20 protein-coding genes are annotated in these 19,555 nt (G+C 60.2%); 13 read left to right on the plus strand and 7 right to left on the minus strand.

Features of this window, described 5'->3' with window-relative positions; all coding sequences use genetic code 11:
• The first annotated feature begins 178 nt into the window (after positions 1-178).
• The 4 genes from grpE (at position 179) to can (ending at position 4,821) form a co-directional block, all read left to right on the plus strand.
• On the plus strand, positions 179-718 hold the full coding sequence (grpE, locus tag AC07P1_RS27765) for a nucleotide exchange factor GrpE (protein WP_494698875.1): 540 nt from the start codon (positions 179-181) through the stop codon (positions 716-718).
• 110 nt (positions 719-828) lie between these two features.
• Entirely contained in the window at positions 829-2,778 is a 1,950-nt protein-coding gene (gene dnaK / locus AC07P1_RS27770) for a molecular chaperone DnaK (protein WP_494698876.1), read from the plus strand.
• Positions 2,779-2,906: 128 nt separating this feature from the next.
• Positions 2,907-4,037, plus strand: a complete 1,131-nt coding sequence (gene dnaJ, locus AC07P1_RS27775; RefSeq protein WP_090325230.1) for a molecular chaperone DnaJ — start codon at positions 2,907-2,909, stop codon at positions 4,035-4,037.
• A 106-nt stretch (positions 4,038-4,143) separates the two neighbouring features.
• The gene (gene can / locus AC07P1_RS27780) at positions 4,144-4,821 is read left to right on the plus strand and encodes a carbonate dehydratase (protein ID WP_494698877.1); all 678 of its coding nucleotides are present in this window, start codon (positions 4,144-4,146) and stop codon (positions 4,819-4,821) included.
• A gap of 81 nt (positions 4,822-4,902) precedes the next feature.
• On the opposite strand, the gene AC07P1_RS27785 is transcribed toward can, so the two are convergent.
• The 6 genes from AC07P1_RS27785 to AC07P1_RS27810 all read right to left on the minus strand — a co-directional run bounded on the left by AC07P1_RS27785 (position 4,903) and on the right by AC07P1_RS27810 (position 11,641).
• Positions 4,903-5,169, minus strand: a complete 267-nt coding sequence (locus AC07P1_RS27785; RefSeq protein WP_494698878.1) for a hypothetical protein — start codon at positions 5,167-5,169, stop codon at positions 4,903-4,905.
• A 33-nt stretch (positions 5,170-5,202) separates the two neighbouring features.
• Positions 5,203-5,469 carry a PAAR domain-containing protein gene (locus AC07P1_RS27790; protein ID WP_494698879.1) on the minus strand — a complete coding sequence of 89 codons (267 nt, stop codon included), beginning with the start codon at positions 5,467-5,469 and terminating at the stop codon, positions 5,203-5,205.
• Positions 5,470-5,544: 75 nt separating this feature from the next.
• Positions 5,545-6,192 carry a hypothetical protein gene (locus AC07P1_RS27795; RefSeq protein ID WP_494698880.1) on the minus strand — a complete coding sequence of 216 codons (648 nt, stop codon included), beginning with the start codon at positions 6,190-6,192 and terminating at the stop codon, positions 5,545-5,547.
• Positions 6,189-7,817, minus strand: a complete 1,629-nt coding sequence (locus AC07P1_RS27800) for a hypothetical protein (protein ID WP_494698881.1) — start codon at positions 7,815-7,817, stop codon at positions 6,189-6,191. Before AC07P1_RS27800 ends, AC07P1_RS27795 begins: the two co-directional genes overlap by 4 nt.
• Positions 7,814-10,537, minus strand: coding sequence for a type VI secretion system Vgr family protein (locus AC07P1_RS27805; protein ID WP_494698882.1), 2,724 nt, complete (start codon positions 10,535-10,537; stop codon positions 7,814-7,816). Before AC07P1_RS27805 ends, AC07P1_RS27800 begins: the two co-directional genes overlap by 4 nt.
• A gap of 216 nt (positions 10,538-10,753) precedes the next feature.
• Positions 10,754-11,641: an AraC family transcriptional regulator gene (locus AC07P1_RS27810; RefSeq protein WP_494698883.1), complete on the minus strand. Its 888-nt coding sequence runs from the start codon at positions 11,639-11,641 to the stop codon at positions 10,754-10,756.
• Between the two features lie 135 nt (positions 11,642-11,776).
• Here AC07P1_RS27810 and AC07P1_RS27815 point away from each other — a divergent pair, with 135 nt between their 5' ends.
• The 7 genes from AC07P1_RS27815 (at position 11,777) to AC07P1_RS27845 (ending at position 17,020) form a co-directional block, all read left to right on the plus strand.
• Positions 11,777-12,184 (plus strand): VOC family protein, encoded by a 408-nt coding sequence (locus AC07P1_RS27815; protein ID WP_494698884.1) that lies wholly within the window; start codon positions 11,777-11,779, stop codon positions 12,182-12,184.
• A 9-nt stretch (positions 12,185-12,193) separates the two neighbouring features.
• Positions 12,194-12,520, plus strand: coding sequence for a nuclear transport factor 2 family protein (locus AC07P1_RS27820; protein ID WP_494698885.1), 327 nt, complete (start codon positions 12,194-12,196; stop codon positions 12,518-12,520).
• 152 nt (positions 12,521-12,672) lie between these two features.
• Positions 12,673-13,542 carry a TauD/TfdA dioxygenase family protein gene (locus AC07P1_RS27825; RefSeq protein ID WP_494698886.1) on the plus strand — a complete coding sequence of 290 codons (870 nt, stop codon included), beginning with the start codon at positions 12,673-12,675 and terminating at the stop codon, positions 13,540-13,542.
• A gap of 26 nt (positions 13,543-13,568) precedes the next feature.
• Positions 13,569-14,588: an ABC transporter substrate-binding protein gene (locus AC07P1_RS27830; protein ID WP_363509695.1), complete on the plus strand. Its 1,020-nt coding sequence runs from the start codon at positions 13,569-13,571 to the stop codon at positions 14,586-14,588.
• A gap of 4 nt (positions 14,589-14,592) precedes the next feature.
• On the plus strand, positions 14,593-15,450 hold the full coding sequence (locus AC07P1_RS27835) for an ABC transporter ATP-binding protein (protein WP_494698887.1): 858 nt from the start codon (positions 14,593-14,595) through the stop codon (positions 15,448-15,450).
• Complete coding sequence (locus AC07P1_RS27840) at positions 15,447-16,319, plus strand: ABC transporter permease (RefSeq protein WP_494698888.1); 873 nt, start codon at positions 15,447-15,449, stop codon at positions 16,317-16,319. Before AC07P1_RS27835 ends, AC07P1_RS27840 begins: the two co-directional genes overlap by 4 nt.
• Before the next feature lie 77 nt (positions 16,320-16,396).
• A complete protein-coding gene (locus tag AC07P1_RS27845; RefSeq protein WP_363509701.1) occupies positions 16,397-17,020 on the plus strand; it encodes an ANTAR domain-containing response regulator in 624 nt (207 codons plus the stop codon).
• Positions 17,021-17,030: 10 nt separating this feature from the next.
• On the opposite strand, the gene AC07P1_RS27850 is transcribed toward AC07P1_RS27845, so the two are convergent.
• Entirely contained in the window at positions 17,031-17,174 is a 144-nt protein-coding gene (locus AC07P1_RS27850; RefSeq protein WP_494698889.1) for a hypothetical protein, read from the minus strand.
• Between the two features lie 278 nt (positions 17,175-17,452).
• Between AC07P1_RS27850 and AC07P1_RS27855 the strand changes: the two genes are divergently transcribed.
• Positions 17,453-18,625 (plus strand): CmpA/NrtA family ABC transporter substrate-binding protein, encoded by a 1,173-nt coding sequence (locus AC07P1_RS27855; protein ID WP_494698890.1) that lies wholly within the window; start codon positions 17,453-17,455, stop codon positions 18,623-18,625.
• 29 nt (positions 18,626-18,654) lie between these two features.
• Positions 18,655-19,551, plus strand: coding sequence for a nitrate ABC transporter permease (ntrB, locus tag AC07P1_RS27860; RefSeq protein ID WP_494698891.1), 897 nt, complete (start codon positions 18,655-18,657; stop codon positions 19,549-19,551).
• Positions 19,552-19,555: the final 4 nt, after the last annotated feature.

A 19,555-nucleotide genomic window follows, 5' to 3' on the forward strand; every position in this document is an offset into this window, starting at 1 on the left:
CTGTTAAAATAGCCAGCTGCTGGATCAGCCCGATGTCGCCCAGGCGCGGCGCGGGCGCGCGCCGGAGCTGACTAATCGGTGGGCAGAATAACCCTTGAAAACATAGGATATCGCCCCACTTGCAGCCAGTGCGGTAACAAAAGTAATGTCAAACAAATACGATAGTAGGAGTCTTTAGATGCAAGATCAGGAAAATCAAGCAGTACCTAATCCGGAAGCGGCCGCCGAGCCGGCCGCGCCATCGACTCCTGACCAGCAGCCTTCCCTGGAAGAACAGCTGGCCAGCACCGAAGCGCGCCTGGCGGAAATGCATGACGCCTTCATGCGCGCCAAGGCCGACGGCGAGAACATCCGCCGCCGGGCCCAGGAAGATGTTGCCAAGGCGCATAAGTTTGCGGTTGAAAGCTTCGCCGAAGCCATGGTGCCCGTCAAGGACAGCCTGGAGATGGCCCTGAAGGTCGAGTCGCCATCGATCGAGTCGCTGAAGGAAGGCGTGGAAATGACGCTCAAGCAGCTGACCGCCGCGTTCGAGAAAAACCGCCTGCTGGAGATCCAGCCGGCGCAGGGCGAGAAGCTCGATCCGAACAAGCACCAGGCCGTTGCCGTGGTGCCGGCGGACCAGGAAGCCAACACCGTAGTTTCCGTGCTGCAAAAAGGTTATATGATCGCGGACCGCCTGCTGCGTCCCGCCATCGTGACCGCCGCGCAAGCGAAGTAATGTCCGGGGCGGAAATTTATTTTCGCCGTCAGCCGAACTTAAGCACTTGAAAACATACAGCTTTTCCACATATTAGTACCATCTGAACTTAGCAAAGAGGAAGAAAAATCATGGGTAGAATTATCGGTATCGATCTGGGAACCACAAATTCCTGCGTTTCCATCATGGAAAATGGTCAGCCAAAGGTAATCGAAAACGCCGAAGGCGCGCGCACGACGCCATCGATCATTGCTTACCAAGAAGATGGTGAAATTCTCGTCGGCTCGCCGGCCAAGCGTCAGGCAGTGACCAATCCGAAGAACACCCTGTTCGCGGTGAAGCGTCTGATCGGCCGTAAGTTCGACGAAAAAGAAGTGCAGAAGGACATCGGCCTGATGCCTTACTCGATCATGAAAGCCGACAACGGCGACGCATGGATCGGCGTGCGCGACAAGAAACTGGCGCCGCCGCAAATCTCGGCCGAAGTGCTGCGCAAGATGAAGAAAACCGCCGAAGACTACCTCGGCGAAGAAGTCACCGAAGCGGTCATCACCGTGCCGGCATACTTCAACGACTCGCAGCGCCAGGCGACCAAGGACGCCGGCCGTATCGCCGGCCTGGACGTCAAGCGCATCATCAACGAGCCGACCGCGGCCGCGCTGGCCTTCGGCCTGGACAAGACCGACAAGGGCGACCGCAAGATCGCCGTGTATGACTTGGGCGGCGGTACGTTCGACGTGTCGATCATCGAAATCGCCGACGTGGACGGCGAGAAGCAGTTCGAAGTGCTGTCGACCAACGGCGACACCTTCCTGGGCGGCGAAGACTTCGACCAGCGCATCATCGACTACATCATCGACGAATTCAAGAAGATCAACGGCCTGGATCTGAAAAAAGATCCGATCGCCCTGCAGCGCATCAAGGCTTCGGCCGAGCGCGCGAAGATCGAACTGTCGTCGTCGCAGCAGACCGAGATCAACGAGCCGTACATCGCCATGGCCAACGGCGCGCCGGTCCACCTGACCCTGAAGATGACCCGCGCCAAGCTGGAATCGCTGGTCGAGGAACTGATCAACGCGACCATCGAGCCATGCCGCATCGCGATCAAGGACGCCGGCGTCAAAGTGTCCGACATCGACGACATCATCCTGGTCGGCGGTATGACCCGTATGCCGAAGGTGCAGGAAAAGGTCAAAGAGTTCTTCGGCAAGGATCCGCGCAAGGATGTGAATCCGGACGAAGCGGTCGCCGTCGGCGCAGCCATTCAAGGCTCGGTGCTGTCGGGCGAGCGCAAGGACTTGCTGCTGCTGGACGTGACGCCTCTGTCGCTGGGTATCGAAACCCTGGGCGGCGTGATGACCAAGATGATCCACAAGAACACGACGATTCCGACCAAGTTCTCGCAAGTGTTCTCGACGGCCGACGACAACCAGCCCGCCGTGACCATCAAGGTCTATCAGGGTGAGCGCGAAATCGCCGCCGGCAACAAAGGCTTGGGCGAGTTCAATCTGGAAGGCATCCCGCCGGCATCGCGCGGCACGCCACAGATCGAAGTGACCTTCGACATCGACGCCAACGGCATTCTGCACGTCGGCGCGAAAGACAAGGCCACCGGCAAAGAGAACAAGATCACGATCAAGGCCAACTCCGGCCTGACCGAAGCGGAAATCCAGAAGATGGTGAAGGACGCCGAAGTCAACGCCGAAGAAGACAAGAAAGTGAAAGAGCTGGCCGAATCGCGCAACCAGGCCGACGCGCTGGTGCACTCGACCCGCAAGTCGCTGACCGAATACGGCGACAAGCTGGAAGCGGGCGAGAAAGAGAAGATCGAAGCCGCGATCACCGAACTGGAAGCATCGATCAAGTCGGGCGACAAGGCCGACATCGACGCCAAGGTCGCATCGCTGTCGACCGCTTCGCAGAAGCTGGGCGAGAAGATGTACGCCGACATGCAGGCGCAGCAGGCTGCGGCCGGCGGTGGCGAAGCTGGCCAGGGTGCTCCGGGCGCCGGTGCGGAGCAGGCCAAGCCACAGGACGACGTGGTCGACGCCGACTTCAAAGAAGTCAAAGACAGCAAGTAAATTGTCCGCAAGAGCGCCGCTTCCCCTACGAAGCGGCGAGCGCCGAGCCGAGCGGCCGTGTAAGCGGTGCCGGCTCGGCTTTTTAGCGTAATCAGCACACAGTATAAATACAGCAAGGTCCCGACAAAATGGCAAAGCGTGATTTCTACGAGACACTTGGTGTCGCAAAAAACGCGTCGGAAGACGAGATCAAGAAGTCCTATCGCAAACTGGCGATGAAATACCATCCGGACCGCAATCCGGATAGCAAAGAGTCGGAAGAAAAATTCAAGGAAGTCAAAGAAGCCTACGAGATGCTGACCAATCCGGAGAAGCGCGAGGCGTATGACCGTTACGGTCACGCCGGCGTCGATCCGAACATGGGCGGCGGTGGCGGTTTTGGCGGCGGCGCAGGCGGTTTCGGCGACGCCTTCGGCGACATCTTCGGCGACATCTTCGGTGGCGGCGGCCGTGGCCGCGGCGCCGGCCCGCAGGTCTATCGCGGCGCCGATCTGCGCTACAACCTGGAGATCACGCTGGAGCAGGCGGCCCACGGCTTCGACACGACCATCCGCGTGCCGTCGTGGGACAAGTGCGACACCTGCCACGGTTCCGGCGCCAAGCCGGGCACCTCGCCGGTCACCTGCACCACGTGCGCGGGCCACGGCCAGGTGCGCATGCAGCAGGGCTTCTTCAGCATCCAGCAGACCTGCCCGAAATGCCACGGCACCGGCAAGATCATCCCCGAGCCATGCGCCGCGTGCGCGGGCCAGGGCCGCATCAAGCGTAACAAGACGCTGGAAGTGAAGATCCCGGTAGGTATCGACAACGGCATGCGCATCCGCTCTTCCGGCAACGGCGAACCGGGCACCAACGGCGGACCGTCGGGTGATTTGTATGTGGAGATCCACATCAAGCCGCACACGGTGTTCCAGCGCGAGGGCGACGACCTGCATTGCGAGATGCCGATCTCCTTCGCCAAGGCGGCGCTGGGTGGCGAGATCGAAGTGCCGACGCTCTCTGGTAAAGTATCGTTCACCATCCCCGAGGGCACCCAGTCGGGCAAGACCTTCCGCCTCAAGGGCAAGGGCATCAAGGGCGTGCGTTCCGGCTTCGCGGGCGACTTGTTCTGCCACGTCGCGGTCGAGACCCCGGTCAAGCTGACCGAGAAGCAGAAGGACATGCTGCGCGACTTCGAGAAGCTGACCACCGAGGGCGGCGCCAAGCACAGCCCGCAAAGCAAAACCTGGCGCGACAAGGTGAAGGACTTTTTTGAGTAACCGTTTTGTGTAACCCCGTCGTCACACAGGACGCGTAATATCGGACCGCCGTGCAGCCCATTTGTTGGGCGGCTCGGCGGTCTTCTTATGTACAAGAGGAGCATTCATGAGCGATCAAGACATCAGCAATTCCCCGTTGCGCGGCCTGTTGGAAAACAACCGCAAATGGGCCGAATCGGAAGTGGAACGCGATCCGGATTTCTTCAACCGCCTCGCCACGCAGGCGGCGCCGGAATATCTGTGGATCGGTTGTTCGGACAGCCGCGTGCCGGCGAACGAGCTGCTGGGCCTTGCGCCGGGCGACGTTTTCGTCCACCGCAATATCGCCAACGTGGTGGTGCATTCGGACCTGAACGCGCTGTCGGTGCTGCAGTTCGCGATCGACGTGCTGAAGGTGAAGCATGTGATCATCGTCGGCCACTACGGCTGCAAGGGCGTGCACGCGGCGATGACGGGCCAGCGTTTTGGCCTGGTCGACAACTGGCTGCGCCACGTGCAGGATGTCAACCAGAAGCACGAGCGCTACATGGGTGATGTGATGCCGAGCCAGGAGCGGTCGAAACGGCTGGTGGAGCTCAATGTGGTGGAGCAGGTGTCGAATGTCTGCCAGACCACCATTCTGCAGGATGCGTGGGACCGGGGCCAGGAAGTGACCGTGCATGGCTGGGTGTATGGTATCGAGGACGGCAAGCTGCATGATCTGGGCATGACTGTTACCGCCGCGCATGAGTTGGCGCCGCGTTCGGCGGTCAGGTTGGGTAAGTATGAGGATCAGCTGAGCTGACTCTGACAGTTAGCGATGACGCCTCGGATGGGCGTTGTCGCTTTGGGGTACCGTGCTGCGGATGCCGCGAACTTCCCCATACTACTTGGTGTTGTCATTGCTGGCCCCATTCAATACGCCATTTTCCATTAGATGAACAACGGGCGCCAAGGCTAGTTCAAAATCTGCCGTAAAAATACCATTCACCGTCTCCGCAGAACCACCTTCTGCGACACGCCTCGGCAGGTAATCAAACGCCATCTTCCTTTCCTGCGGCGTCATTCCACTGAAATGCATTTCATTGAGGCCGTCCAGACGCTCTTTATTGAACATCGAAAAACGGTCCAGGAAATCCTTATAGGAATTCATTTCATATAACGGTTTATGAAAACTGTAGAAGACCTAACCGTAACTTGCTGTGGCTAGGCTTGAGATGAGAGCACAACCACACGCACATTTATGCCCGTGCAAAGCGACCATGCGTCCGGCAATTAAGTAAGTCGTTGCTCCCTCGAGAATGATATTCACACCGTGCCCAGGTATGGGGCAGCTAACTTGATCGCCCATCCGGGCGATGCCTAAGCCTCCGATTCTGTGGGTGGGAGATGCTGAGATCACCGAGCCGCCATGTGAAGTGAAGTCTCCTAATCGAACAATAGGTAATGACATATTGATTCCTGTTTTGATATTTTTTGACTGCGTTCTCGTCACTGGTTAATTTGGAATCAAGGCGGATGCTTTGCCTTACCTGAAGTCTGGGGTTTGAAGTTTTTCCAGTCGCAACATTGCTGATTTCTTTTCTTTAACGTCATCAGACCTCAAAGATAAGTAAATAGACTTGTATAAGGGGTCTTCTGCGTCAAAATCTAAGCCGTGAACGACCATCAGTTTGGTGATCGCATTTGTGAGGGGAACTCGTTCCGCTTCCGTAAAAATCATGCTTTTTAGGGCGTCGACGAGGGCCGGTGTAATATGGTTTGTGGGTATGGCCGATGCGAATTCCGCTCTGATTTTAGGAAATTTGCTTTCGGAAAATTGGATGAATGAATTAACGTATTTTTCGTCGAACTCGGTTTTATTGACGTAGGACAGCATAAGTAATCTATTCCCTTCCAATGCTTCCTGCATTGCTGCGTAAGGGGAGATGGGGCAGGGTAACTCCAATGTGGTTTTGAAAAGCTCCACAGCTCTTAGGGGATCGATTAAGTAAAGTCCGGCTATGCAGTCTGTGGACAGCCAAAATTTTTCTTTAAGGAAATTCCATGCTTCTTCTCTCTCAGCTTGGTTAAGATCTGAAAAATAGCTATCATCAAGGCCCTGCAATCTTGCAGATCCTTTTTCGTCGAAAAAAGCATAAAGCCGTGCTAATTTTGGATTGGACGATGGAATCATAGGGGTTTGGTCTTTTCTAGTTTGAATAATGATTTAACATGGTTCTTGCTTAACGAAATAAAATCTCCGGTCGAACGATTCAGTTCGTACATATTTACTGCACTCACATCGCCCGACATCAATTTATCTTGTAAAGTGGTTTTTTCCACATGATGCCAAAGGGTTTCTGTGTTCCACATCTTTGTATGTGTCTGCACAACATTTACTTTTCCTAACGCGCCATCAGCATATTTTTGAGAGGCTCCCGACCATAAATCTTTCCCAAAAGGTGGATCCCCATAACGACTATCCCATGCATAACCGTCAAGCACGTCCCAATTGTCAATAATTCTTCCTCCAGCCGTGGTTTCTAACGTCACGCCGTTAATTTTCTCCGCGAATCTTTGTGCTGCTTTTGGATCGCCAGACCAAAAAACTGCACCATCTTTGGGTGACGAAACATCTAATCGTTTAATAACTTCATCCCATGTGTCATCAGGTTTTTTGGGTATGTATGGGAGCAAGATATTTTGGGCCGCTGTTTTCTTCTTCGCAGCGAGCGCTACCTCCCCTTTTTGTTCTGCTTCGCGTACCTCGTTAGATAGTTGGGTGATGCGTTCCCTATCTGCCGCCGCCGCAGCGTCGGCAACTGCTTGCTTCTTCGTATTAGTCCCATCATCAGGCGGCTTGACCCGATCAGGATTTTCTTTTAGCGGCGGATCGGGAACCGGTTGGGCAACTTTTGGCTTGGGTTTTGCGGCTGGCTTCGGCTTCGCTTCAGCCGCCAGAGCCGCGTCCTCCACCTTCCCCAGCACCTCGCCCGGCGTGTCCCTAACCCGCTGCTTTGCCGGGACCGCTGCCACCGTTTTGTCGGCCTGCACGCCACCGGACACCGTGTGCGCTTCCTTGGGCGCGGTCTGCGCCAACACCTTTCCCAGCCGGCCATCAAGTTCGACCAGCGCTTTCGGGATTTGTTTCAGCGCATCCTGCTGTACCGCGTAAAACTTCTTCTCCCACTCGACCAGCTTGGCAATGGCGGTCTTGGCGCTATCGAAGTACCGCAGACTTTCCAAGTGAACACGCAGCGACGTGACAATCTCCACCAGCTTAACGCTGATCTTGCTCAGCGCCTGAATCAGGGCTTTCTCGTACTGCGTAAATTTTACGGCACGCAAAAATTTTAAGATGTCACCCTTGATGAACTTTTGCAGAAAACGCACCAGTTCCACCAGCTTGGACGCCTCCTTGATCAACAGCAGCATGACCGCACGCAGCGCCGCGCCCAACTCCGAGCCGGCGATGCCGCCGACAATGGCGCCAACGCCTGCCGCCGCGACACCGCCCGCAGCCATCGCCAGCGGCAGCGCGATGACGATCAGGCAGGCACACAGCAACACCCACTCCATCAAGTCTTCGCGCTTCTCCGGATGCTTGGCCAGCCGCAGAACAACCGCGACCGCGTCGCGGACGCTGGTGACGATAACCACGCCCGGGAGAAAGCTCACCAACATATCGGCGATGACGGCCGACAGCGGACGATTGTCGGCAAACTCGCCAAAGAACACGGACTTGAGCCAGTCCATGCCGCCGACGACCTGCTCCCACGCGTCGTCCAGAATACCCTTTTCGTCCGGTTGCCGGGTCATGCTTGCCCCTCTTTTTTCGCGCCGCGCGGTGTCCAGTTCAGTAGCTCGTGTATGTCGTCGTCCAGTTCGGTACTGACAGTGGAACTCGCCTGCAATGGCTTGTAGTCATATTCAATCTTTACGCCAACGCCCGGTGGCACGTCGCTGATGCGGGCCACGCCCAGCGCGTCGAGCATGCCCTTGCGCACGCTTCCATCGCTCAATGTGGCTTTGTATGCGGCGCCCGCCAACGGTGCGCCCCAATCGGTCAGATGACGGAACTCGACATCGCTCTTCTGTAGCTCGGGTTTGGCCACATGCGGCATCACGTAGGACTTGGTCGCCGGTCCAGGCATGGTGTGCATCGACGCCTGCGCGCACCAGGTGCCGGGTGTGCCGTTGGTTATGCCGGAGCCGTTGATCTTGATAAATGAGCCGCCGGCGGAGATCGTTACTTCCTCTTTGGCATGGATTTCGATTCGCGACGTTGTCGACAACAGGCGCACCACCTTTTCGGCGATCAGATCGAGATCGTCGCTTTGCGCCTGGACTTCGACTTTGCCCTTGGCGGCAAAGAGTTTGATGCCGGCATTGAAGGCGAACAGGCTGATTTTCTCGGCGATGCTGGCAAGGAGGCTTTTGCCCGTCGCGATATTGATATCCGTGCCCGACGACAGCGTGACTTCGGCCCCCGCGTGCACATGCGTGCCTGTGGTGCTGGCCAGGCCGATACCTGCGGCCGACGCCGCCAGCAATATCGGCTCTTTGAACCGGTTGGCGCCATCTTGGCCGTCGCCTTCGTACCGGTCCTGCGTGGCATCGATGAATCGATTGAGCGCGTCCTGGCCGGCCAGCGCTTCCGCGCCCGCTTTCGAGGCTGTATCGGACAGGCTTTTGGTGAGCGACGCGCCCGCTTTAAGTTGCGTGTTGGCTTCAGTCGCATCAAGCTGGGTACCTTGCGGTCCCGGGCGGCCGAATGTGCTCAGGTACAGTCCCTTGTGCGTGACGACCGCGCCGAAATCATCGGTGCTGAGCGCAAACCCCGAGCCATAGAAGCCACCGCGTTTATTGCCGTGTTGGCTCACCAGATAGCCGAGGTTTAGCTGCGCATGGGCGTTGGTGCTATATAGCTGTGTCCTGTTTTGCGTGGTCGTGTCGTCGAACACCAACTGACTGAAACCGCTGCCTTTGTATTCCTTGGACTTGTAGCCCGACAGCCTGCCGTCCGTGTGCCAGTGGGGGGCCTGATCTTCGTTATACAGGCGCCCGGTGATGACCGGCCGGTCCGCGTCGCGATCGAGAAAAGTGACGATGACCTCCTGCCGGATGCGCGGCACGTTGACGCCGCCCCAGCCTTGACCGGCGTTGGGATAGCTGACGCGCACCCAGCACGAGGCGCGCTCGTCGCCGGGATTTTGCCGGTCCCAGCGAAATTGGACTTTGACGCGGTTGAGGTGGTCGGTATGGATCTCTTCATCCGGCGGGCCGACGACCACGGCGGTCTGCGGATGCAAAGTGGGCTTGGTATGCTCGAACGGGCTACGGAACGGTACTTTGCGGCGCTGGACTTCCATGCGGTTGTAACAGTGGCCGGTATGCTCGTTTCCGAGTCCCATGGAGGCTTTCGACGCATTCAACCGTGCCAGGAGGCTACCGGGGAAGTCTTTCAGCGTATTCGACAGCGGCAAATTATTTTCAATGCACCATTCCACCGCGATGACCAGGAACTGGCGGTCCTCGGGTGCATCAGGTTCATGCACCCGATGATCTTCGAAGGTGAACCACCCACCTGCTGGCAGAGAACGCACACCGGAAACGGCGGAGAACCGTTTCATGCCCGACTCCCATTGCTCCACCTTCAAGCGCGCCAGTTTGTCGCCGTGCTCCTGTTTTGAGTAGGTATAGGCGCCGGTGTATTCATAGACTTCCAACTGGACGGGCAGATCGCCATGCTCAGCACGAACGATGGTATTGCTCTGCTTGGAAACGTACGGTGCTTTGTAATCGTCGGTCCTGGTGGTGAGTTGACTGGGCGCCAGGCTGCGGTCCGCGCTCCAATGGGTGATCTTGTCCACTTCGTCTTCGGTGCCGCCTGCGTGGAAGTGAATTCGTTCCTGGGCGACCGGCCGGAGCTCGAACGCGGTATCGGTAATCACCAGCACATGCCCGGAACCGTCGGGCTGTTGCTCGTGATAGCTGTACCAGCCTTCTTCCTCCATTAACCGTTGGACGAAATGCCAGTCAGTCTCGTATTGCGTGCAATATGAACGCCGGAGCGCCGGCTCCCTCACATCGAAACGGAAATTCCCCTGCGCCTGAGGATGGACGTTAAAGACGTCGCGGAGGATGTCGTCGGCGGTTTTGTCTTGCCAGATGCGGGCATCTTTACGAAATTTCAGGAAGTGCAGCCACGGCGCAAATGACATCTGATAGAACGTGAGCCCGCCGTCGCTGCCCAGGCGCTTCATTGTGTGCACGTACCCGTGAACGGGAAGGTAACGCAGGTCCGTCTGTCGCACCCACAATGTGACAGGCTGCGCAAGGAGCTCTTTCAATGCGATGTCATGGCGTGTTGAGAAACAATCGACCGCGTATTCGTAGCCTCGGCCGAGGCGATCATGGGCGAGCACGCGTTGTGGCAGCAGGGTATCGTCGCCGAGCGGGGTGCTTAATTTGACGAGGCGATTGTGCTGTTCAAAAAGTGCGGGCTGCGGCGACAGGAGGGCATTGAGATCGGCCATAATGAACGGCTACCTTAGATGGACAAAGCACGGGCTGAGCATCGATTCTGCCCAGTACGCCAAGGCGTTGTCCATCGCCGTGTCCATCTTGCTTGCGGCCAGTCAAACGCGGCAGGCCGGGATCGGCGCAGCGGTCCGAATATCGATATCAGATAAGCCAGATTTCCCGGAAAGGCTTCCGGGCTGGGTGGAATGACCTGGGCGCGGGCGCGCCCGCTATGCGTCGCGAAGCGCCCGCGCGGCGTTCACCAGGTCTTTGGAAGGCGGCAGGCCGAACAGGCGGGCATATTCCCTGCTGAACTGGTTCGGGCTTTCGTAGCCGACGCTGAACGCGATCGACGTCGCGCTGCCCTGGCCGGCGATCAGTTGTGACCGCGCGTGCAGCAAACGGATGCGCTTCTGGTACTGCAACGGACTCAGCGCCGTCACCGCCTTGAAATGACGATGGAATGCCGACACGCTCAACGCCGCCATGTCAGCCAGCGCCTCGACCCTGATCTGTTCGGTAAAGTTGCGCCGTATCCAGTCGATGGCGACACCGATCCGCGAAAGCGCCGTGTCCGGCGACGCGACGTCGCGCAGCATCCAGCCGAGCGGCCCCTGCAGCACGCGGAACAAGATCTCGCGCTCGTAGGCGGGGGCGAGCACCGCGATCTCGTCCAGCCGGTCGATCAGCCGCAGCATACGAATCCAGGCGTCGAGCAGCTCGCCGTTGACCGGCGCGACCGAGAATCCCGAACCGGATAGCGTGCGGCAGACGTCCACCGGCAAGTCGCGGATCAGCGCCGCGACGATAGCGGGATCGAGCGTCAGGCTGACCGCCAGATACGGTTCGCCCGTCGCCGCCGGGTGGACGGCGCCGACGGCCGGGAGCCCCACGGACATGACGAAATAGGTCGCCGGGTCATAGTGGAAGGTCCGCTCGCCGACCGTCATCGTCTTGGACCCCGTCAGGATCAGGTTGATCATCGGATCGTAGACGGCGGCCAGCAGGTGCTCGGGGATTTCACCCTGCACCATGGCGACACGCGGAATGCCGGTCTCCGTGCGCCGGTTCTCGGCCCGGGAGGCCAGTCGCCTCAGTTCTTGCATTTGCTGTTCCATGGTCAGACACTAACAGAGGCCCCCTGGGCGTGCAACGCGAAAGCAGAAATAGGCAAGCTTTGAGGAGGATCGGGTGGGCGGGCCGTGATCGACGGTCGTACCATCAATCCCACCAGACAAACATGAGGGAACTCCATGCTCGACCACATTTTCATCTCCGTCAGCGATATCGATCGCTCGATCGCCTTCTACGAGCAGGCGCTCGCGCCGCTCGGCATCACCCATGCGCTGGACTATGACGGCAGGCAAGGCCCCGCCGGCCATCCCGATCTGAAGGGGTTCGGCGCGAACGGCCGCGTGTTCTTCTGGCTGCGCGAAGGTACGGTGGAAGGCCGCGCCGCGCACGTGGGCTTCGTCGCGAATGACCAGCGCGCTGTCGACGCGGCCTTCGCGGCGGCCATGGCCGCGGGCGCGACCGAAATCCACCCGCCCGGACCGCAGCTTCACTATGATCCGCGCTATTACGCGGCGCAGGTGCGCGACCCGGACGGCTACAGTCTTGAATTCGTCCACAAGGAATGGCAGCACATTGTCGACGCCTGAGGAGCAGCCATGAAAAAGCTTGTCGACACATTCATCCGGACCGCCAACGCCTTCGACGTCGACGGCGCGCTGGCCCTCTTCGCGTCCGATGCTGTCATCGAAGACGTTTCGGTTGGCGAGGCCTTTGTCGGCACAGATGGAATTCGCCTTTACCTCGAGCGCTTCTTCGTTGGCTATAAAACCTCCAGCCAGCTTCTGTCGCTCGAGCGACTGGATGATTTCGCGGCCATCGCACGCGTCGATTTCACCGGCGACTTTGGCCATGAGATCGGGTCCCTCAAGATCCAGGCCGACGCTGACGGTCTGATCGAGCGTATCGACGCGGATCTCGAATAGCGCGGTGGTGCCGATAACATCTGGCGCGCCGGCGATCCCGCTACTCTTTCTGTCATCCAGCGTTAACCGCATATGGATATCGGATAAGCTTCGTTTTGTTTATATGGCGGACGGCATAGACTGGGCGACTACTCATTTAATGGGCGTGTGCCATGTCTGCCGTTCTCCAATCCGCTTTTGACATCGAATTGTTCGATGCGCCGCTCGGCGCCGAGATCCTCGGCCTGGACCTGAGCCGTCCGCTGTCGCCGCGCCAGTTCCAGCGTATCCACAAAGCCCATCTCGATCACCACTTGCTGGTGTTCCGCGACCAGCGCATCACGCCACAGCAGCAGGTCGATTTCAGCCGCCGTTTCGGGCCGCTGCAAATCCACGTGCTGCGCAACTTCCAGCTGCCGTCGCACCCCGAGGTGCTGATCATCTCCAACATCATCGAGGACGGCCAGCCGATCGGCCTGGGCGACGCCGGCCACTTCTGGCACTCGGACCTGTCGTACAAGGAGAAACCCAGCCTCGGTTCCCTGCTGCACGCGCAGGAGCTGCCGGCGGAGGGCGGCGATACGCTGTTCGCCAATATGCATCTGGCGTGGGACACCTTGCCCGCCGCCCTGCGCCACGCGGTGCAGGACGCGCGCGCCGAGCATAGCTACCTGACCCAGTACGATGAACTGCGCCGCCGCAGTCCCTTCCGCCCGGCGCTGACGCAGGCGCAGATCGACGAGGTCAAACCCGTGACTCATCCGGTGGTGCGCACCCATCCCGAAACCGGCCGCAAGGCGTTGTTCGTCAGCGAGCATTTCACCACGCGCATCGTCGGCATTCCGGAGGACGAAAGCCGCGCGCTGCTGGCCGAATTGTTCGCCCACAGCGTGCTGCCGGCGCATATCTACCGCCACCGGTGGGCTCCGCATGATCTGGTATTCTGGGACAACCGCTCGCTGATGCACCTGGCTGGCGGCACGCCGGACCATCTGCGCCGCAAGCTCTATCGCACCACCATAGAGGGCGACGCGCCTTTCTGATATCTCCACATATTTAGAGGAATCCGATGTCCAGACTTACTTCCCGCACCCTTGCAGCCGCTGTCGCATCCACCCTTGTCCTGAGCCTTGCGGCCACTTCGAGCGCGCGGGCCGAAGGCAGTATCCGCATCGCCCAGCAGTTCGGCGTGGTCTACCTGCTGCTCAACGTCGCGCAGGATCAGCAACTGATCGAGAAGGAAGGCAAGAAGCACGGCGTCGACGTCAAGGTCGAGTGGAAGCAGCTGTCGGGCGGCGCCGCCGTCAACGACGCGCTGCTGTCCGGCGCGGTCGATATCGCCGGCGCCGGCGTCGGCCCGCTGCTGACGATCTGGGACCGCACCGCCGGCCGGCAGAATGTCAAGGGCGTGGCCTCGCTGGGCAGCTTCCCTTATTACCTGGTCAGCACCAATCCGCAGGTGAAGACGATCGCCGACCTGACCGCGAAGGACCGCATCGGCCTGCCGGCGGTGACGGTGTCGGTGCAGTCGCGCATCCTGCAGTACGCGGCGGCCAAGCAGTGGGGCGACAAGGAGTTCGCGCGGCTCGATAAATTCACCCAGACCTTGCCGCACCCGGATGCGGCGGCCGCCGTCATCGCCGGCGGTACGGAGATCAACGGCCACTTCGGCAGCCCGCCGTACCAGGACCAGGAACTGGCCGGCAATCCGAACGCGCACATCATCCTCAACTCCTACGATGTGCTGGGCGGTCCGAGTTCGGCCACCGTGCTGTACGCGACCGAGAAATTCCGCAACGAGAATCCGAAGACCTATCGCGCGTTCACCGGCGCGCTGGCCGAGGCGGCGAAGTATGCGAGCGCCAATCCGGAAGGCGCGGCCGATGCCTACATCCGCGTCTCGAAGAGCAAGGTCGATCGCGATCTGCTGCTGAAGATTTTCAAGAACCCGGAGGTGCGCTTCAGCGTCGAGCCGCAGAATACGCTCGGCCTCGCGCAGTTCCTGCACCGCGTCGGCGCGATCAAGAAGAAACCGGCCAGCTGGCGCGATTACTTCTTCGACGATCCCGTCATCACGAAAGGCGGGTGACGTCATGGCCTTCCAGGTGGTTCGTCCCAATACCGGCGTCGCGCCGCTGCTGATCGCCGATGGCGTGAGCCTTGAATACGGCGCCACGCGCGCCACGCACGACGTCAGCTTCAACGTCTATCGCGGCGACCGGTTCGTGCTGCTGGGGCCTTCGGGCTGCGGCAAGTCCTCTCTGTTGAAGGCGGCGGCGGGCTTCATCAAGCCCGCCGCCGGCAGCATCAGCATCGACGGCCGTCGGATCGACGGGCCGGGGCCGGACCGCATCGTCGTGTTCCAGGAGTTCGACCAACTGCCGCCGTGGAAGACGGTCAAGGAGAACGTCATGTTCCCGTTGCTGATGACCAAGCGGCTGAACCGCCACCACGCCGAGGAGCGCGCGAGGCACTGGATCGCCAAGGTGGGACTGGGCGGATTCGAGGACGCGCATCCGCACACGCTGTCCGGCGGCATGAAGCAGCGCGTGGCGATCGCGCGCGCGCTGGCGATGCAGCCGGAGATTTTGCTGATGGACGAACCCTTCGCCGCGCTGGACGCGCTCACGCGTCGCAATATGCAGGAGGAACTGGGGCGATTGTGGGAGGAGTTGCGTTTCACGCTGCTGTTCGTCACCCATTCGATCGAGGAGGCGCTGGTGGTGGGCAACCGAATCCTGCTGCTGTCGCCGCACCCGGGGCAGGTGAGAGCGGAACTGAACAGCCACCAGTTTGGCCTGGACAGCGCCGGCGGCGCCGACTTCCAGGCGGCGACGCAGCGCATCCACGGGCTGCTGTTCGGCGCTCCCGCGCAGGGACAACCGGCCGCCGTGCCGGCGAGCGCGCCCGCCGGCACCGGTGCGCCGCATGAGAGGAGCCACGTGTCATGAGCCTCGTCCTCGATCCGCCGGTGCGCCAGGAGTACGTCTACACCACCAACACGGCCGCCCCGCGCGCCGTCGACATCCCGCTGCCGTTCCCGCGTCGCCTGTGGCAACAGGCATGGCTGCGCAAGAGCCTCATCCTGATCCTGCTGGCGGTGCTGTGGGAAGGCGTCGCCCGCTGGCAGGACAACGACCTGCTGCTGCCGGGTTTCGTGCAGACGGCGCACGCCTTCGTCAGCGGCATCGCCAGCGGCGAGTTGCTCGACCGCGTGCGCATCTCGCTGGCCGTTCTGCTGCAGGGCTATGCGGCCGGCATCGCCGCCGCCTTCGTGCTGACGGCGCTGGCCGCGTCCACCCGCGTCGGCCGCGACCTGCTGGAGACCCTTACGTCGATGTTCAACCCGCTGCCTGCGATCGCGCTGCTGCCGTTGGCGCTGCTGTGGTTCGGCCTGGGCAAGGGCAGCCTGATCTTCGTCATCGTCCATGCGGTCCTGTGGCCGCTGGCGCTGGGCGCCTATGCCGGCTTCCAGAGCGTGCCGGAGACGTTGCGCATGGCCGGCCGCAATTATGGCTTGAGCGGCCTGCGGCTGGTACTGCACATCCTGGTGCCGGCCGCGCTGCCGTCCATCCTGTCGGGACTCAAGATCGGCTGGGCGTTCGCCTGGCGCACCCTGATCGCCGCCGAGCTGGTATTCGGCACCACCGGCGGCCAGGGCGGGCTTGGATGGTACATTTTTCAGAACCGCAATGAGCTCTACACCGACAAGGTGTTCGCCGGGCTGGCCGCCGTGATTCTCATCGGACTGCTGGTGGAAAACGTGGTATTCCGACCACTCGAAAGCGTCACCGTCAAGCGCTGGGGCATGCAACGATAATTTGAACGCTGGCAGGATTTGGCCTTTGTGCCTTAGAATCTGCGCATGCACATCAAAATTATCGGTTTGGTATGACCATGCGTAATTTACGTATCGTGGTTGTCAACGCCATCATCCACGCCGGCGACGAGGATGATGAGTCGTTGCGCGCCCAGGTCGAACGGGCCAGGGTGCTGCGTATCGGCCTGCTGGAAGCGGGCTACGACATCGTCGCCTCGCTGCCGCCGGACATGTACCTGCCCGAGCGGATCGCCCAGCTGCAGCCCGATATGATCATCGTCGACGCCGAATCGGACGCGCGCGACGTCCTCGAACACATCGTCATCGCCACGCGCGACGAGCGCCGCCCCATCGTCATGTTCACCGAGAGCGCGGACACCGAGAGCATGGAGGCGGCGATGGCGGCCGGCGTGTCGGCCTATATCGTGGCCGGCCTGCAGGGCGAGCGCATCAAACCGGTGCTACAGGTGGCGCTGGCGCGCTTTAAACGCGAGCAGAAGCTGCTCGACGAGCTGTCCGACACCAAGAGCAAGCTGGCCGAGCGCAAGGTCATCGAACGCGCCAAGGGCCTGCTGATGGAGCGCCAGCGCTTCACCGAGGAACAGGCCTACCAGAAGCTGCGCGGTATGGCGATGAGCAAGAACCTCAAGCTCTCCGAGGTCGCCCAGCGCATCCTCGACGTCGAGGATTTGCTCGGCTGATAGCGCCGTGTTAGTACTTTATTTTATTCTCCGTCCAAAATGATGCGATGCGCACCGCCGGTGCGCTTTTTTCGCCGCGAACCAGCCATTTGGCGGTGCGCGGGCCGATGCCGCTTTCTTTTCCTCCCTCTGTAAACAGTGCTGGCACGGACATTGCATAGTCTGTAGGCAAGCGCAATGATGCGCCGATGAGCCCTGCCAACGGCGGTGGGGCACACCAGACAACGACGTCTACCGAACATGAATGCGTTCATGCGGGGTAGGCGTTTTTTTTGTCCGAACGGTTTTACTGTCTACAGAGGGATAGTCATGAACGATAAGAAGCTACCAGCAGATTCCGCCTTGCCACCAGCCGCCAGCGACGTTAATGTTTCGCGCAGAGCGGCAATTCAAAAAGTGATTCATGGTGCGGGTTTAGTAGCGGGAGGAAGTATGTTGGGTTTATCGACGGGTGGCGTGTGGGCGGCGGGTTCGGACAAGCCGGAGAAGGAAGAAATCAAGATCGGCTTCATTCCACTGACCGATTGCGCGTCGGTGGTCATGGCGTCGGTGCTGGGCTTCGACAAGAAGTACGGCGTCAAATTCGTGCTCAGTAAAGAGGCCTCGTGGGCCGGTGTGCGCGACAAGCTGGCCAACGGCGACCTCGATGCGGCGCATGTGCTGTATGGCCTGCTGTACGGCGTCCAGATGGGCATCGGCGGCCAGAAGAAGGACATGGCGGTGCTCATGGGCCTCAATAACAACGGTCAGGCGATTACGCTGTCGAAGAAGCTGGCCGACAAGGGCGCCGTCGATGGCGCCTCGCTGGCGAAGCTGATGAACTCCGAAAAACGCGAGTACACCTTCGCCCAGACCTTCCCGACCGGCACCCACGCCATGTGGCTGTACTACTGGCTGGCGGCCAACGGCATCAATCCGATGAAGGACGCCAAGGTCATCACCGTGCCGCCGCCGCAAATGGTGGCCAATATGCGGGTCGGTAACATGGACGGCTTCTGCGTGGGCGAGCCGTGGGGCCACCGCGCCATCATGGACGGCATCGGCATCACCGCCACCACCACCCAGGACATCTGGAAGGACCATCCGGAGAAGGTGCTCGGCTCGACCTTGGAATTCGCCAAGAAGAACCCGAACACCTGCCGCGCGATGATGGCCGCCATCCTCGAGGCGGGCAAATGGATCGACGCCTCGCTGGCCAACAAGAACAAGATGGCCGAGGTCATCGCCGACAAATCCTACGTCAACACCAGCAAGGACGCGATCGACCAGCGCATCATGGGCCGCTACCAGAATGGCCTGGGCAAGACCTGGGACGACCAGAATCACATGAAGTTCTATAACGACGGCCTGGTGAACTTCCCTTATCTGTCGGACGGCATGTGGTTCATGACGCAGCACCGCCGCTGGGGCCTGCTGAAGGACGATCCGAACTACCTGGCCGTGGCCACCTCGGTCAACCAGATCGATTTGTACAAGGACGCGGCGACGATGACCAAGACGCCGGTTCCGAAAAGCCCGCTGCGTGCGTCGAAGTTGATGGACGGCTCGGTGTGGGACGGCAAAGACCCGAAAGCGTACGCCGCCTCGTTCAAGATCAAAGCCTGATTTCTTCCCTAGCCAGATAGAGGAATGCCATGAACGCCATGCTCAAACCCGATAGCGCCGCCCCGGTAGCGGCTGCACTCGACACCAAACCGGCGCGCCGTCCACGCCGCCCGCTCGCCGCCAATTCGACGGCGCGGGCGCGCAAGCAGGTCTCCGCCACCGCCCTGAAGATCGCCGCCCCGCTGCTGGGCGCCGCGCTGCTGGTGCTGGTGTGGCAGATCATCACCGTGAAGAACACCTCCTTCCCGACCCCACTGGTGACGCTGCAGGAGGCTATCAAGCTGTTCTCCGACCCGTTCTACCGCAACAGCATGAACGACCAGGGCATCGGCTGGAACCTGCTGGCGTCCCTGCAGCGGGTGGCGATCGGCTTCGGTCTGGCCGCCATGGTCGGTATTCCGTTGGGATTCCTGATCGGCCGCGTGCAGTTCATCGGCAATATGTTCAGCCCCATTATCAGTTTGCTCAAGCCGGTGTCGCCGCTGGCCTGGTTGCCTATCGGCCTGCTGGTGTTCCAGTCGGCCAATCCTGCCGCGATCTGGTCGATCTTCATCTGCTCGATCTGGCCGATGATCATCAACACCGCCGTCGGCGTACAGCGCGTGCCGCAGGATTATATGAACGTGGCGCGGGTGCTCAACCTGTCGGAGTGGAAGGTGCTGACCAAGATCCTCCTGCCATCGGCGCTGCCTTACATCCTGACCGGCGTGCGCCTGTCGATCGGCACCGCGTGGCTGGTCATCGTCGCGGCGGAGATGCTGACCGGCGGCGTGGGCATCGGCTTCTGGGTCTGGGACGAGTGGAACAACCTGAACGTCCCCCACATCATCATCGCGATCGTGGCGATCGGCTTTGTCGGTTTGCTGCTGGAGCAGGCGCTGATGGCGCTGGCCCGTGCTTTCACCTACGAACAAGTATCCAACTAAGGAG

It is taken from the genome of Duganella sp. GW821-FHT07F09 (assembly GCF_059418705.1).